Origin of the sequence: Chryseobacterium fluminis, from assembly GCF_026314945.1 — a bacterium.
Taxonomy (GTDB): Bacteria; Bacteroidota; Bacteroidia; order Flavobacteriales; family Weeksellaceae; genus Chryseobacterium; species Chryseobacterium fluminis.
This window is the reverse complement of record NZ_CP111121.1, coordinates 2247938-2264292: the sequence shown is the minus strand read 5'-3', so window position 1 is coordinate 2264292 and position 16355 is coordinate 2247938. Positions and strand designations below refer to the sequence as shown.

The following is a 16355-nucleotide window of genomic DNA, read 5'->3' as shown; positions in this document are numbered from 1 at the left end:
CAAGAATACGATAGATTTATTATAACAAAGCCTTGTTCCATCTCAAACTAAAAAACATTCCGGGAAGGAATGTTTTTTTACTATTTTATGATGCGCGCATCAATTACTTTAGAATCTCCGGAACTGTATTTGCGTTCCGCTTCCCAAAGCAAAAATTTATCAACTTCTTTAATAAGTTTCGGGATGATCAGTGATAAAACGGCAAGGTCATCCAGAACGCCCAGTACCGGTACAGCGACCTCAGGAAGTAAATCGATCGGGGAGATCACATACAAAAGTCCTAACATTGGCAGAATAATATCAATTGACCTCATAGGGTAGTCTCCCTTTCGCCACATTTTTACCATTCTGAAGATATCAGGAATCTTTCTCACAAAACCTTTATGGTTGATCGCCTGCTTAGCTAAATTTAGTTTTGAATATTTCATTTTGTGTTCGGTTTATATAATTTTTCAACTATACAAATTTCGCAAATTCTGTACCAAGTAATTATAAAATTTAGTTAAACTTTACTTAATAATATTATCGATGAACTGATGGGTAGATTCTGTATTCCAGTCTCTTGAGGCATCTTCCTTAATAAGAATTCTTCCGTTTTTATCCAGCAGAAACGTAGTGGGAAAGACCTTTGGAAGGATCTTTTCGGAGATCGGGCTCTGCGCAATATAAACCGGAACGGAGTAGTTATTTTCTTTTAAAAACTTTCTCACCGCATCTTCCTGATCATTCATGGCGATCAGTACAAAATCCACATGATCTTTTCGGGTATCATATAATTCCTGGATGGATGGCCATTCTTTTCTGCATGGAGGACACCAGGTTCCCCAGAAGTTAAGAAAGATCGCTTTATCCCTGAAATTTTTAAGATTGGTATTCGGCGCATTAATCCCTTTTAGCTCGACATCGTAGTCTTCATCACTGATATGAACTGCATTTTCAATTGTGGCAATCGGAAAAAACATATCCTTCAGCTTATCCTTCACTCCGGGAACGAAGGCGATCACTCCAATGATGATGATCAGTACAAAATAAACTATATTTTTTTTCATTTTTTACTCTGATAAATTAATTTAATCTTAAAGATAAGTTCAGTCCCTATTCCTGTAAAATGATAAACTGACTGTAGTTCTCAAATATATTATTACAGCAATTCCAATATTTCCTGAACAGCATCTTTTCCTCTGTTTTTAGCATAGTACAATTGCAGATCGTTGTAGAATTGATCTTTTGTGTACTTTTCAGGATCAGCTTTATATCTTAATAACAATTCTCTTCCAAATTTCGGACGTGGACCCCAGGAATTTTTGACATGGAGATCTTTATCCAGAATAATGACTTTAGGAATAGATTCTGTCCCGTTGGTCAGGAACTGACTGATTAAACTTTTATCGCTGTCTCTCAGGAAAATTTTCACTTCATTTCTCCCTTTGAAAAATTTAACCACAGCAGGTACCATAGCACTTGCATCACCACACCATACTTCAGAGATTATTAAAATTTTTCCATCAAAATTCTTTGAGGCCAGTTCTGCTAACTGCTCTTCATCCGGAATGTATTTCTTAAGAGTTCTTTCCATTCTCTGAAGGCCCAATTGGTAATAGGGTCTGTAGTCGATTTCCTGTTGGTTGGAAGGGTTCTGCAGTCTTTCTGATCCTATCCGGATGTATTCTTCGAAAGAAATCCCCTGATCCCAGTAATTTTTCATTACTCAATATTTATATTAAAAATTATCGATATTTCTTGTTTTGTTGATCAGAAACAAGTCAGCTAAAACAAAAGCAGCCAGGCCTTCCACTACCGGCACTGCTCTCGGAAGAACACATGGATCGTGACGCCCTTTTCCCTCTACGATCGCACGATTCCCATCCTTATCAATGCTTTCCTGAGGTCGCAGAATAGTCGCTACAGGTTTAAATGCCACACGGAAATAAATATCCATTCCGTTGGAAATTCCTCCCTGAATTCCTCCTGACAGATTCGATTTTGTCGTAAAATCTTCATTAAAAAGATCATTATGCTCCTTGCCGGTCATTTTGGCTCCGCAGAATCCACTCCCGTATTCAAAGCCTTTTGCCGCATTGATGTTCAGCATGGCCTTACCTAATTCCGCCTGAAGTTTTGAAAAAACAGGTTCTCCAATGCCCACAGGAACATTTTTAATCACACAGGTAATGGTTCCGCCAATGGTGTTGCCTTCTTTTTTAATCTCTTTTATTCTTTCGATCATCTTTTCAGCCGTTTCCGCATCAGGACAGCGGACTTCATTGCTTTCCGTTTTCGAGAAATCCAGAGCCTGGTAAGGTTTTTCACAGAAGATGTCACCTACAGATGAAACGTAAGCATTGATTTCGATATCAGACAACAGCTGTTTGGCTAACGCTCCGGCTACCACCCAGTTCATGGTTTCCCTGGCAGACGATTTTCCTCCCCCGCGATAATCTCTCAGACCATATTTTTGATCGTAGGTAAAATCTGCGTGACTCGGACGATAAGAATTGGCGATGTGATCATAATCCTTTGATTTCTGATTCTCATTTTCGATCATAAAACCAATGGGAGTTCCGGTAGTTTTTCCTTCAAAAATTCCTGAAAGAAACTGTACCGTATCACTTTCTTTTCTTTGGGTAACGATGGCCGACTGACCTGGCCTTCTCCGATCCAGCTCATATTGAACTTTATCAAAATCAAGCGCTAAACCTGCCGGGAAATTATTGATGATTCCACCGTAAGCCAGACCGTGGCTTTCTCCAAATGTTGTAAGACTGAGTAGATTACCTAGAGTATTTAACATGACACAAATTTACAGCTTTTTATTCAGATTATAATGCCGGATCATCTGTTCTATTGATACGAATGGTTGATAGAATAAGTAACGCTCCGGACTTCTTTTTTCTCTTTGATATTTAATTTTTTCCAGATAAAGCCTTCTTTGATATCGTATTTGTTAATCAGCTGTGGAAAAGTACCGGCTCTTTCGTAATCGAAAATATAACTTGCCGAAATAGCAGGCGTCGGGGTTTTGTAATTGTACGGGTATTTTTGAGAAACATTAAACTGCAGATTTCCGACCCTGAAAGAAGTAAAATGAGTGGACTGATACACGGATGGCCGATAAAGCTGACTTTTTTTAAACGTTCCCATGAAATTTCCCGGATTGAAGCTTGGTAAATAAGTTTGAACGAGCCGGGGAAAGGAGAGAAGCAGTATGAAAGAGAAACTTAGGCCTGAAAATACAATGACGGATTTCTTTCGATTAAAGTAATGCATAAACATCACAAAAAAGATGACAAAAAAAACATCGATAAAAAATCGGTACTGGGCTGAAAATACAAGTACAGAAACTGTTTTTATGAATAAGCCGATCCAGACAAAAGTCGTCATTCTGTCTTTTTTAATAAAGGTGAAAACAGTGAACGCCAGCAGGCTTATGATTAATAATATATTGATTTCCGATTTGATGCCATCCAGAGAAAACCAGTTTCTCATATAATCCCAAGCAGAGAATTTCTGAATCTCAGCATATGAATACTGCATATCATAGGTCTTCTGAAGGGCGTATTGTGAGGATATCTTCAGGACTTCAGGGCTGGGTTTCCAGTAGAGTCCGAAATCTCCAATGGCTACAGGGAAGACAGGGTACCCGAAGGTCCATAAATTTTTAATGAAGAATAATAAAATAATGAACACTCCCGGAATAAAACATTTGACATCTGATTTTAGTATAAAGACAGAATAGAAGAAACTTAACACAGGCAGCCAGATCATGGTAGGTTTTATCGTCCATACAAACATTGAAAGTAAGAACAGGAGCGTGGTGTTTTTATTCCGGCAGACCATTTCATTTAAAATCATCACGGAGAAAACAATAACGGGTAAATCAGGACTGGGAGACTGCGAGAACAGCAGCAGGACAGGAATAAAACATAGTTGTATCCAGCTTTTTCTTTCAATAATATAAATAATATAAACGATTAGTAAAATACTGTTTATTCTTAAAGAAGGATCGGAAAAGTTTGAAAATCCAGCCTGAAAAATATGCCAGACCGACATCTGTCCGAGCGTAAGGTCCAGATTTGAAATTCCCTTAACCAGTCCAAATTCCGTCAGCCATTTTAGTGTGGGCACATAGTAACCGAAATGATCTAACAAATAAGGATAAAATGATCCAGAAAACAGGATAACGGCAGAAGAAATTAGAATTAATAGAGAATCATTTTTTGAAAATGAGTAAAAAGGGGAATATAATTTTTTCCTGAAAAAATATAAAAATCCTGCCAGAAGGGTCAGCATTTCCACATATATATTGAGAGGGATAAAAAAAGAAAGCAGGGTCCAGATGATACTGATTCCTAAAATTCCGGAAATTATTTTTGCAGAAATTCCATTAAATAATGAACCGAACATATACTCCGTTATCTTTCCAAAGCCCATGAGTGCCGGAATAAGGAAAATAGCAGAAACAAGAATTAAAAACATAATAAAAGATTGCCTAAAAATAAGCAATCTTTTATTCTTTTTTGAGATTTATTTAATTATCTGGGCTGCACTCTTCCATCTTTTCGGTCTCCGGATCTACCGATAGTATACCCTGTAGCCCCACCTACAACACCACCGATAACAGCACCCAGACCTCTGTTTTTCTTAGCAATAATAGCTCCGGCTGCAGCACCGCCAACTGTACCGATGATGGTACCTTTGGCCGCTTTGCTCATTCCCTTTTTCTGGGTGGTTCCCTGAGAGGCACTGCTTCCATTGTTTGCATAAGTTCCGTTGGAACTTGAGGCCGGCCTGTCTCTATAAACTGTATGTGTTTCTCTTATTACCTGAGGTTTGGCATTCGCAGTAGCTTCACTTTTTGACTTTTTAGCTTCTACGATGCTATCTGCTTTTTTCTGAGCTTCATAGGCCATTTTCTCCTTTTCAATGGCTAATTTCTGTTTCTCTATATCAAGTTGTCTCATCTGGAATTCCATTTTTTGCTGTTCCAGTGATTTTTCTGCTACCTGATCATCTTTTTTACAGGCTGTCATTAAAAAAACTGACAAAAGACCTGTTAACACAATATTTTTCATAACTCAAATTTTAATAATACTGTTATTGCCAAACTGACTTTAACAATTTATATATTTCCAATTATGAAGCCAAATATGAGTTAAATAATGTTAATTATATGAAAAAATACTTAAAAATTGATATTTTATTAGTTGGTTATACAAAAAAATATTGACTCTTGGTCAATTTTATTACTAGAAAAATATTAATATAAATTTAATAATGCATTAGGATACAGTTGATATAGAAAGATTAATTTTGGTATGCTATGATTCCATTAAGAAACTTTACGACTGATTGATATAGTTTGTTATGCTTTATATATTGTGGTCTGGTTATTGTTGATTATATTATGTACATAGATTATTGTTCATTAATTTAATTATTTTAAATAATTTTTTTTTAGAGAGTCTAAATAATTGAGATTTATATACATCATATTTAGAAATAAACAGTAGATTTGGCATTCAAAAATGAAAAACTATAATAATATTAATTTATTTGAAATTTTTTTCGTTTAATTGAGAAATGCTTACTATATTAGTCGTCTATTTATTCAATTGTAGAATTTTAGTATTTTGATCTGAAATTTTAAAGAAAATGGATATAATAATAGCTTTGCTATTTAAGATATTCTGTTCAGTTCAGTCTGAATAGATTTTTTTTTCATCATTTGTGTTTTTACGGCCTCATTTATTTGAGGCCATTTTTATTGCAATCAATAGAAAAAATACTCAGGATTATCTTTTATGACTGGGAGCATAAAATCCAATAATCTGTTACCTTATTTTTGCATATAACATAGAATATAATTTTTATATAAGAACATTTTTTTTCATCATTTGTGTTTTTTTTGACCTCCTTTATCGGGAGGTCTTTTTTTGTCGGGGAACTGAATGATGATTTATCTTATTAATGATATCCGGATCTCATTTATTTTTCAATCCTGCCATGGTCAGCTATTTGAATAAGAAGAACATGACCATCATCTCCCAAAATAGCCTATTGGAACTAATTGATTTATTTTGTGACAGGACCTATCCATTATAGGTAATGCAATTATTAATATATATTAAAGCTGTTTAAACTTTTCTATTATCACAAAGGAAATCCGAAAGATTTCTAAACACTTAAGATAATTAAAGTAATATATTTTACGCAAAAGAAGTACACGTAAGTTTTTTGAAAATCTTTGATTTTCTTCTGAGGTACACTTAATTTTGCGGTATTTTTTTAAACTTTCTAAAGTATACCTAAGGTGAGATAGGAGACAGTAATACCACACACCACCGCATGAATCCCTTCCCCGCTACCGCACGAATCCCTTCTTGTGGTTGTCTGTAGCAAAATACGCAAAATACAAAGAAAATCCAAAGCTTTTTTAAACACTTGATTATGCGGTATTTTATTCCCCGAAATTGTCCTTTAACGAAAGTTTCCGCTATTGGTAACCGGTTTTCAGCCGTTTTATAATGATCTGAATTATTTTTACCAAGTCAAACTTCATAGAAAATCCTCTTCTCCCTCTGCTTAGATGGTAAAATCCATTTCTCTCTTGTATTTTTGCTAATGAGTTCCAGATTCTTAGTGTTTTACATTACGATCTAAAATTGCTAATTTTCTCGGAACTCTTTTTTCTTGAAGTTTAAACAACTTCAGTAATAATTATTGTATCTTTCATAAAAAGCTTTAATTATTCATAACCACGTATTTAAAGGGCTGGTAAATGTTAATTACTGCTTTCTGAATAATAAAATTTAAAAATAGAAGTTATAATTCTGATGTTATTACATTTATCATCTGCTGAAATAGTAAGGATAAACAGTTGGCTAATCATTTGGAATTGGAACAATAGCACATTCAAAATTCTATAAAAAACATGGTAATGTATGCCATATATTATTAAAAAACAGTTTAGATTTGCACGATTAATATAAATAATAATAACTTATGAAGAAAATTTCTACGTTTTTAGTACTTCTTCTGTGTTTGATTAACTTCGGGGTCATACCCGTGGTTTACGGTCAGGCACCTGCGACCATGCCTTATACGCAAGATTTTTCGGCAGCGAATGATTTTACGTTTGTAAATGGTACGCAGACCAACAAATGGGCTTACGGTACATTTACCGGAAACCCCGCAGGATCTATTTATGTGTCCAGCAACAATGGGGTGAACAATGACTATAATGTTAATACGACCAGCACTGTTCAGGCATACAGAGATATTGCCATTCCTGCAGGGGTTACCATGGTTAATTTCTCATTTGATTGGAAATCAGGAGGAGAGGGGACTACTACTTTTTGGGATTATTTTAAAGTGTGGCTGGTGCCTTCGACCTTTACACCCACTGCCGGTACTTTGATTACAGCCGGTACCGGGAGAATTCAGGTGGGCGGTAATTTTAATTTGCAAAATACCTGGCAAAATTATATCAATCCTACGTTAAATGTCAGCAGCTTTGCAGGCACCAATATGCGTTTGGTATTTGAGTGGAGAAACGATAGCTCAGGAGGAACACAGCCTGCTGCTGCTATTGATAATATCAATATAACGGTTCCTTCCTGTATTCCTCCTTCTGCGATGGCGGCATCTGCTGCTGGAACTAACTCGGCTACTTTAAGCTGGACAGCACCTGCACCGACACCTGGAAATGGATATGAGTATTATCTAAGTACAACCAATACAGCACCTACTGCTGCTACCACAGGAACACCGGTAGCAGGAACATCGGCAACACTCGGAGGTTTAGCATCACTTACCACGTATTACTGGTGGGTACGTTCTTCTTGCGGGGGAACAGATAAGAGTATCTGGTTGCCAGGACCAAGCTTTACCACGACTCAGGTTCCGGCTACGATACCTTACACTCAGGATTTTACGGTAGGGAACGATCTTGAGCTTGCCAATGGAACTCAGACCAACAAATGGTTCAGAGGAACAGCAACAGGCAATCCTGCTCAGGCACTTTATATTTCAAATAATAATGGAGTAGCGAATGTCTATACCATAAATTCAACCAGTAGTGTTCATGCATTCAGAGATATTATAATTCCTGCAGGGACTACTGATGCAGCGTTATCTTTTGACTGGAAGGGTGATGGTGAAAGTTCATTCGACTTTATCAGAGTCTGGCTGGTTCCAACAAGTTATTTGCCTACTGCAGGAACTCAGATTACGGCTGGTGCCGGAAGAATTCAGGTCGGAGGAAACTTTAATCAGCAGACTGCGTGGCAGAATTATCTGAATACGACTTTAAATCTAAGCAGTTTTGCAGGGCAGACCATGCGTCTTGTTTTCGAATGGAAAAATGACGGGTCGGGTGGTACACAGCCTCCTGGAGCTATTGATAATATCAGTCTGACCATACCCACCTGTAAGGTGCCTTCTGCTTTGGCTGTTTCTGCGATCGGTACGAATACTGCCACTTTAGGCTGGACAGCACCTACTCCTGCACCTGCAAGTGGGTATCAGTACTATCTTACTACCACTAATACCCCACCAACTGCTGCTACGGTAGGCACAGCGGTTCCAGCGGGGACATCTGTTGTGGTCTCTACCTTAGCGCCGAACACTAACTATTTCTGGTGGGTACGTTCCGTGTGTGTAGGTACAGACAGGAGTTTCTGGGTGGCAGGTCCTAGCTTTACAACCGGACAGATTCCGGCAACGATCCCGTATGTTCAGGATTTTACCACAATCAATGATTTTAGTTTTACAAACGGAACTCAGGTTAATAAATGGTTCTACGGTGCAGCCACCGGAAATACCGGAAAATCCATCTATATCTCTAATGATAACGGAACCACCAACGCTTACACAATTTCTTCGGCAATCAGTACGGTTCATGCTTACAGAGATGTAACGGTTCCTGCAGGAACTACGATTGCCACCTTATCTTTCGACTGGAAGGCAGATGGTGAATCCAGCTTTGATTATTTAAAAGTATGGTTGGTACCGGTTTCTTTTACCCCGACTTCCGGAACACTGATTACCGCAGGAACAGGGAGAATCCAGTTGGGAACTACTTATAATCAACAGGGTACCTGGCAAACTTATCTTAACCCGAATTTAAATATCAGCAGTTTTGCAGGACAGACCATGCGTCTCGTATTTGAATGGAGAAATGACGGATCCGGAGGAACTCAGCCGCCGGCCGCTATTGATAACGTAAAAATACTGATCTGTAACAATGCGACTCCTACTGTTACTGTGAGTGCTGTGACACATAATTCGGCTACGGTTACCTGGGGACAGGATCTGGGCGGCGCCTCTTATATTGTAAGATACAGACCTGTAGGCAGCGGAGCAGCGTGGCAGACTGTAAATGTAGCTACTGCTCCTTATCCTACGGCAACGAATACAACCAATCTGGCAAACCTTCTGCCGGCAACACTATATGAAGTTGAGGTAGCTGCAGTTTGTAATACAACTCCAGGTTTGTACTCTCATAATGAGTTTACAACGAAATGTGACCCTACACCTCCAAATGTTAATGCAACTAATATTACCACAACGTCTGCATTAATATCCTGGACTCCTCTTGCGGCGAGTTCATCATATGTAATGAGATACAGAGTCGTAGGAAGCGGCAATGCAGGATGGAGTGCAGATATCAACTTACCGGCTGCTCCGGCCAATACCTATCTTCTTAGCGGTTTAAGCGTCTATACTTCCTATGAAGTGCAGATTGCTAACAAGTGTGACGGATCTACTACGCTGAACCCATGGTCTAATCCAAAAGTATTTACCACCGAAAGAACGTGTGATCTTCCTCCTCCGGGATTAACGATTACCAACCTTACAACGACAACTGCTGTTGTGGTGTGGGATCCGTTCCCAGGAGCTACTTACCTGATCAGATACAGAAAAGTGGGGATTCCAAGCTGGACAACGGTAGCTGTTAATACCAATACCTATACAATTACCGGTTTGCAGGAGCTTACCCAATATGAAATGATGGTCGCGAATGTTTGTAGTGGTACACCGGGAACTTATACCTTACCTTATGTATTTACTACCCCGACAGTGATGTACTGCCAGATGTCTTCAAATAATTCGGGAGACGAGTTCATTTCGAAAGTTTCTGTGAAGCCAAATGGTAGACCGGAAATGACTAATACATCAGGTGCTTCCACCTATACCGATTATACTGGAGTTCCGTCTAAGTTCATTGAATTAGTCCAAGGTTCCACAGGTAATGAAATTACGATTGAAAAATCATGGGTGGGCACAAACAACAAAGAGGGAATTGCGGTATGGATTGATTTTAACAGAAACGGAAGCTTTGATATTGATGAAAGAGTTATGGTTTCATCGCCTAATACCACAACTCCGGTTACAGGAACATTCAGCGTGCCTACCGATGCATTCATCAGTATGACAGATTATAAATATGTTGTAATGAGAGTAGCCATGCAGAGAGACGGTATACCTGTAAACTGTACAAGTTTTGACAACGGAGAAGTTGAAGATTATACGGTAAGAATTTCTAAACAGCCACTGTCCAATACAGTTAACCAGGATGAGATAACGATTTATCCGAATCCGGTTAAAACAATTCTGAATGTTAAGAATATCAGTAAGAGAGCTAATTATAAGATCTACAATGCTGCAGGTCAATTGGTCTCTAACGGAATTATCTTAAATAATAAAATTGATGTACATGCACTGACGAATGGTGTCTATGTTATAGACATTGAAGATGCGGAAGGTACTGCACAGAAAAAATTTATCAAAGAATAAACAGTACGTTATCATAAAAAAATAGCTCTCATTTCTGAGAGCTATTTTTTTATGATAAGGTTCACAATACAAATTAAACTGGACATCTTACATGGTTAGAAACAGCGTTGCTTTAGTTTTTAATCGGTACAATATTCCTGTCTGGTATTCCAGAAGTTTATAAATCTCCTCGGCATCAGTATAGGTTTGAGGGACCGGTTTTTTGTTTATTTCCTGAATTCCCCTTCTCTTCATGGCTTCGTAAATCACCCGGGAGAATGAATCCTTCGCTTTCTGTTTAGAGGTGGATTGGGAGATTCCGTTAGCGTGAAGTCGATATTTGTATAAGGGCTCCTTAATAAATAAAGCATCACCCACTTCCAGAAGTTTAAGATACAGATCCTGGTCTACAGCAGTTGTCAGCTCAGGATTAATTCCTTCCGTTTTTAAATATGCACTTCTTTTAAATACAAAAAAAGCAGAAATCTGAATGGGGCAGTTAAAGAAATACTTATTGTTATGAACCTGTTTTATTTTGTTGAAGATGTTTTTCGGATTCAGATGTTCATCGCAAAATATCAGCTGCGAATAAGTGGCTATTATTTTGTCATTATCTTCCAGTTCTTCCACAGACCATTCCAAAGCGTGTGGAAAGAGAGCATCGTCAGGATCTAAATAAGCGTAATATTCTCCTGTGGCAAGTTCGGCACATTTTCTTTTTGTATACCCACACCCCTTATTTGAAGAATTTTGGTATAGTTTAAACCTTGTATCTTTATTAATGATTTCATTAATAATCTCTATGGAATTATCTGTTGAAGCATCATCCACAATGATCACTTCCCAGCTGTGCCAGGTCTGGCTGATAATGGAATCATAACATTCTTTGAAGTATCTGCCGTTGTTATAATTGGCAATGAGGATGGATATTTTATTCACTTTAAACAGAATTATGATTTAAAGGTATAAAAAAATAATAGTGTTTTGATTAAATAAACGATATATTTTTGTTAATTATTCAATTTTAACTAAAATATAGAGGTAAAAAATAGATAATATGTTGAAAATCTGTTTTTAATAAATTACGCAGTCTTATTAGTTCTCCGTATGGTGAATATTAATTAGGTAGAGGTGTTATTTTATGGGGCTGAGGTCTATGTATCATAAATATTCATCTTAAAAGTGATCGTTTTATCACATAAAGTAAAATTGCCGTCTCGCTTCAGTTCCCATTAAATATCGTTTGAATAAAAATGATCACTGCCTATTCACTTTGTAATTGAGTTATCGGGAGTGTGGTGACTTTGTATCGGAGACGAATTGCTAATATACAAACTGAGTCTACCATCGTTGCAGATGAGCTTCTGTATAAGAATTACTTCTTAATTTTTCTTAATGTTATATTGATCGTTTTTATTATTTTCTGAGATATGCATTCTTCTTTGAGCTAATATGCAGTTATTTATAATTTCATTCCAGGTTGATGCTGTACTGTTTTGAATATTAAAATATAGTTAAAATGAAATTAATCCCGATTCTTGGCACAATATTTCAATATAAGAAAGTAACTCATGTTTAATTTGAGTTTTCATGGTTATTAGTTTTTATCCTCGGAGTAGTCCGGGGATTTTTTATTTTTTCCAAATAATATATTGTCAATATAGACTTGATAAGAAAAAACCCTCTGGAGAGAGGGTTAATTTTATTAGGTACAAGCTGTAGTACTGCAGTAATTTCCGACAGGATGGTAACAACATCTGTAGTTATCATCAGGACACTGGGATCCTCCACATGCTGGTCCTATCGGATCGGGAAGTATTTTCCCGGCGAAAGTCTTTTTCAGCTGATCTCTTTTTAATTTTTTCATGATATTATTATTGTTTAAAACAGTACAAATATAATATTTATAAGCTTATTTTTATTTAACATAATAAAATAAATCAAAATATATTATTTTGTATAAATATTTTAATTTAAATAAATAGATTATAGTAATTTTTTAATATCTATAAAATAGTGTGATTTATAGTATTAATATTATTTTTCGGAAATAACAAATTAAAATGTAAAAAATGAATGAGTTTTTATGATTTTAAATAATATTGTAATTTTATTTTTATTTAAATAAATAAAATTTCCCTATTTGTGGCATATTACTTGAATATAGATATTCGACTATTAAAAATAAACACAAAGGAAAATCAAATATTCCCGGGTGAGTCCGGGAATATTTTAAATCGAAACCACACCACAAAATATTAATTTTTTCATTTAATCCTCAGTGTAAGCTGAGGATTTTTTTATCTCAGATGCTGAGAAATAATTTATAATGTGGGAAATGTAAGTCCCTTTTAAAGCGGCTTATAATCACAGTGCGTGGTCACGCAGTAATTTCCTGTAGGATGGTAACAGCAGATGTAATCATTATTAGGGCATTGTGATCCTCCGCAAGCCGGTCCTGTCGGCTCTGTTGGTTCAATACCTGTGTCAACACCAATACCACCTCCTGCGATAATCGCTTTTAACTGTTCTCTTTTTAATTTTTTCATGGTTATCATTTTTTAATTTCACCGGAAAGATAACAACAATACCTGAATAAATAATTTAACATAAAAAAATAACTGTTAATTTCGGAATAGGTGAATAAAAGAGTTGTGATGCAATAAAATATTGGTTTAAAGATTTTTGCATATCAAGATCTAATAACCTTTATAATTATATTAATTTTGCAGCAATGGAAATAACAGGAACCATAAAGAAAATAGGTAAAGTTCAGACATTCGGCTCGGGCTTTCAAAAAAGGGAGTTCGTTCTTGTAACAGAGGAACAATATCCGCAATCAGTAAGTATAGAATTGCATTCGTCAAGAATAGACATCCTCGATCCTTTCAGGGAAGGTGACAGGGCATTGGTCGGAATTAATATTCTGGGGAGAGAATGGGTGTCTCCACAAGGGGATACCAAATATTTTAATTCCATTGTGGCGTGGAAAATAGTCAGAACGTCCGGTTAATTAAAAGTAAACAGTTCAGGAAAATATTTTTCATTCTAATTTAAAAATTGTAACTACTGATTTAAGTGCATCATCGGGAAAATATAGAACAGAGGTAAATAAAAAACCCTAAATCACTTAAATAAGATCATTAGGGTTGATTAAGAGGTACCTAGCGGATTCGAACCGCTGTAGATGGTGTTGCAGACCACTGCCTAGCCACTCGGCCAAAGTACCATGATTTACCATTTTTGAGGTGTGCAAATATAGCAAAATATATGAGTCAAAAAAAATTTTCGGACAAATTTATTTACTGCCGATGCTGTTTATATCGTCTTTTGCCTGTTTTTCAGCGAGATAATTTTTCATATTAATGACCCGGGTATCACTCCAGCGGTCATGCCATCCGTCTTCTGTGAAAAAAGAAAAAGGCTCAAAAGGAACAAGTCTTGCGATATTCCTGATCAGATACTGATTAAAAGAAGGATCCGTACCGTCGGTTGAGACAACTCTCGATCCTGTAATATATTTCCCTATCGTTTTTCCTTTGGTGAAATATTCCATCAGGAGGGTATACAGAAAATATACAAAAGAGGTAATAAGAATATCTTCAAACCTGTTCATCTGGGACATTTTATTTATGCTCTCCATGAAAATGGTCGTATTTAAAAACTGATAGGCAAAAGACGAAAAAACCCCATAAAATAGGAAAAGCAAAACAATGACAGCTCTATCGATCAGAAGGTGAGCAAACCGTGCCCACAGGGAAACTTTGTGTCTTTCAATAATTCGCAGATATATTTTCATGGTATCGTATATTGTTTTATTTTAGATTCCGCTTACGGATAATTTTAAACTTGCACTGGTACTGATGACGGCTGTGATTCCGGTATTATTTAACAGAATATTGGACGGTTTAAGGATGTAGACCGTACCGTTCATCTTTAACCCCTTATAATATTCTTTGTTAAATGCTTCTTCAATGCTCTTCTTGGATGCGTTTACGAAATCCTGGGTCGGGATGCCGTATTCCTCTTCAATCATTTTTACAATTTTCCCTCTGAACAGCAGTGTTGCGGTCTTTTGTAAAATATTGGCTGTCTTCAGTTTAAATTTGGTATCGGATAAAACGATCTTCTTCTTTGCATCATCATATACAGGAATTCCGGAAATAAAAACAGTGCCTTTTACGTACCCTTCTGTATTGGCTTCAATCATAATCCGGTTATCCACCCCATATACCCGGATATCTTTAATTTTCACCTTTGAACCCTGCATCTCATATTCTTTATTCAGAAACATGTTTCTTGCAATCGCACTGGCTTCTGTGTAGGGAATATTGGCTGTTGTCTGAAGTGAAAAAGTGTCTCCGAGATTGGAGCTGTAGTTAAAATGGGCTGGTGAAGTAATCAGAGAAGATGCAGCGGGTTTACTTCCTGTAAACGTTTCCGAATAGGCATCAATGCCGATGGTGGTATCAATCTGGTTTCCATAAAATTTTAACGGAGCAAAATTAATGGTTACAGGGGTTATCTTAAGCCATGTATTGTATTCTTCAGAAATATGGAAAGGCTGTGAAAAGACATTCCACGCCATAACGGCATACTGCTGAAAATTTAGTTGGGCGGAGAGTTGCTGATCTATCGTCTTAGAAAATTTTTCCTGCTGTTCCTTTAAGCTTTTTTCAACCAGTGAAGTGATCGGGATCTTTATCTTCCCATAATCCAGTACCGGTTTTGTGACCCATCTGAAACCATTCGGCTGTGTGTTGGTAACAATCGTCCAGTTATTCTTAAAGTTCAGAGAGGCATTAAAAGACATCACCGTTTCAAAAGTGGTATTCTGGTATGTATAAATTCCCAGGGTACCGATTCCTTTTTCAGCCCAGATTCTCAAAGGCACTTCAATCAGGATGTTTTGATGGGTACCACCTACCAACCGGATCGGACGGGTTTTCCAGACTTTAACTTTAAACTGATCATTATTGTTATCGGTATAAGAATCATCCTGATAAACCAGTTCTTTTACAGAGGCATTAATCAGATTACTCACTTCTGAAAGCGGAATCGTTACTGGCATCGTAAGACTGGATTTGATCTTCGGAAAACTGTAAGTCTCCAATCGGTTATCCACATTCTGTCCGAAAATATTGAGGAATGCTGATAAAAATAATAAGGTTAGGAATTTCAATGGTATGATTTTGTAGATAAGAAAAATTAATTTTGTGGTTTAAAGCTTTTTTCCAGTTCAATACTGGCTCCTTTCATTTCCCCTTTCATTGGGGGAGCCGTTTTGGTGATTTTAAGTTTGATATAGTCGATCTGAGAAAAATTTTCGTGGATTTTTGATATAATCCTTCCGGCTACATGTTCCAGCAGTTTAGACTTAATTTTCATTTCGCTATGAATAATTTCATTGATGTCGGCATAGCTTATGGTATCATTGAGATCATCTGATTCGGATGCTTTCCAGAGATCGGTGTGAACCTCGACATTAAGAATATAATACGTTCCGATCAGGTTCTCTTCAGGCAGCACCCCATGGTAGGCATATATTTTAAGATCTTCAAGATAAATTGTACTCATTG

At 36.8% G+C, this 16355-nt stretch carries 14 protein-coding genes and 1 tRNA gene; 2 read left to right on the top strand and 13 right to left on the bottom strand.

Annotated features, from left to right (window positions below):
- Positions 1 to 80 precede the first annotated feature (80 nt).
- From ODZ84_RS10315 to ODZ84_RS10290, 6 genes are all read right to left on the bottom strand, one after another.
- The gene (locus tag ODZ84_RS10315) at positions 81 to 428 is read right to left on the bottom strand and encodes a YkvA family protein (RefSeq protein ID WP_266176971.1); all 348 of its coding nucleotides are present in this window, start codon (positions 426 to 428) and stop codon (positions 81 to 83) included.
- An 81-nt stretch (positions 429 to 509) separates the two neighbouring features.
- Positions 510 to 1049, bottom strand: a complete 540-nt coding sequence (locus ODZ84_RS10310) for a TlpA family protein disulfide reductase (protein ID WP_266176969.1) — start codon at positions 1047 to 1049, stop codon at positions 510 to 512.
- Positions 1050 to 1141: 92 nt separating this feature from the next.
- Positions 1142 to 1705, bottom strand: coding sequence for a thioredoxin family protein (locus ODZ84_RS10305; protein WP_266176967.1), 564 nt, complete (start codon positions 1703 to 1705; stop codon positions 1142 to 1144).
- Positions 1706 to 1720: 15 nt separating this feature from the next.
- Positions 1721 to 2791, bottom strand: a complete 1071-nt coding sequence (aroC, locus tag ODZ84_RS10300) for a chorismate synthase (protein WP_266176966.1) — start codon at positions 2789 to 2791, stop codon at positions 1721 to 1723.
- Positions 2792 to 2841: 50 nt separating this feature from the next.
- Positions 2842 to 4476 carry an LIC_10190 family membrane protein gene (locus tag ODZ84_RS10295; protein ID WP_266176965.1) on the bottom strand — a complete coding sequence of 545 codons (1635 nt, stop codon included), beginning with the start codon at positions 4474 to 4476 and terminating at the stop codon, positions 2842 to 2844.
- Positions 4477 to 4532: 56 nt separating this feature from the next.
- Positions 4533 to 5072 (bottom strand): YMGG-like glycine zipper-containing protein, encoded by a 540-nt coding sequence (locus ODZ84_RS10290; protein ID WP_266176964.1) that lies wholly within the window; start codon positions 5070 to 5072, stop codon positions 4533 to 4535.
- A gap of 1930 nt (positions 5073 to 7002) precedes the next feature.
- Between ODZ84_RS10290 and ODZ84_RS10285 the strand changes: the two genes are divergently transcribed.
- Positions 7003 to 10797: a fibronectin type III domain-containing protein gene (locus tag ODZ84_RS10285; protein WP_266176963.1), complete on the top strand. Its 3795-nt coding sequence runs from the start codon at positions 7003 to 7005 to the stop codon at positions 10795 to 10797.
- Positions 10798 to 10884: 87 nt separating this feature from the next.
- Here ODZ84_RS10285 and ODZ84_RS10280 read toward each other — a convergent pair whose 3' ends face one another.
- The 3 genes from ODZ84_RS10280 to ODZ84_RS10270 all read right to left on the bottom strand — a co-directional run bounded on the left by ODZ84_RS10280 (position 10885) and on the right by ODZ84_RS10270 (position 13334).
- Positions 10885 to 11715 carry a glycosyltransferase family 2 protein gene (locus ODZ84_RS10280; RefSeq protein WP_266176962.1) on the bottom strand — a complete coding sequence of 277 codons (831 nt, stop codon included), beginning with the start codon at positions 11713 to 11715 and terminating at the stop codon, positions 10885 to 10887.
- A 766-nt stretch (positions 11716 to 12481) separates the two neighbouring features.
- Entirely contained in the window at positions 12482 to 12643 is a 162-nt protein-coding gene (locus ODZ84_RS10275) for a hypothetical protein (protein ID WP_266176960.1), read from the bottom strand.
- Positions 12644 to 13127: 484 nt separating this feature from the next.
- The gene (locus ODZ84_RS10270; RefSeq protein ID WP_266176959.1) at positions 13128 to 13334 is read right to left on the bottom strand and encodes a hypothetical protein; all 207 of its coding nucleotides are present in this window, start codon (positions 13332 to 13334) and stop codon (positions 13128 to 13130) included.
- Positions 13335 to 13510: 176 nt separating this feature from the next.
- Between ODZ84_RS10270 and ODZ84_RS10265 the strand changes: the two genes are divergently transcribed.
- A complete protein-coding gene (locus tag ODZ84_RS10265; RefSeq protein WP_266176958.1) occupies positions 13511 to 13789 on the top strand; it encodes a DUF3127 domain-containing protein in 279 nt (92 codons plus the stop codon).
- 145 nt (positions 13790 to 13934) lie between these two features.
- On the opposite strand, the gene ODZ84_RS10260 is transcribed toward ODZ84_RS10265, so the two are convergent.
- From ODZ84_RS10260 to folB, 4 genes are all read right to left on the bottom strand, one after another.
- Positions 13935 to 14005 (bottom strand) — tRNA-Cys (locus ODZ84_RS10260).
- A 69-nt stretch (positions 14006 to 14074) separates the two neighbouring features.
- Positions 14075 to 14575, bottom strand: coding sequence for an RDD family protein (locus ODZ84_RS10255; RefSeq protein WP_266176957.1), 501 nt, complete (start codon positions 14573 to 14575; stop codon positions 14075 to 14077).
- 21 nt (positions 14576 to 14596) lie between these two features.
- A complete protein-coding gene (locus tag ODZ84_RS10250) occupies positions 14597 to 15958 on the bottom strand; it encodes a DUF4403 family protein (protein ID WP_266176956.1) in 1362 nt (453 codons plus the stop codon).
- A gap of 26 nt (positions 15959 to 15984) precedes the next feature.
- Positions 15985 to 16353, bottom strand: a complete 369-nt coding sequence (gene folB / locus ODZ84_RS10245) for a dihydroneopterin aldolase (protein ID WP_266176955.1) — start codon at positions 16351 to 16353, stop codon at positions 15985 to 15987.
- Positions 16354 to 16355: the final 2 nt, after the last annotated feature.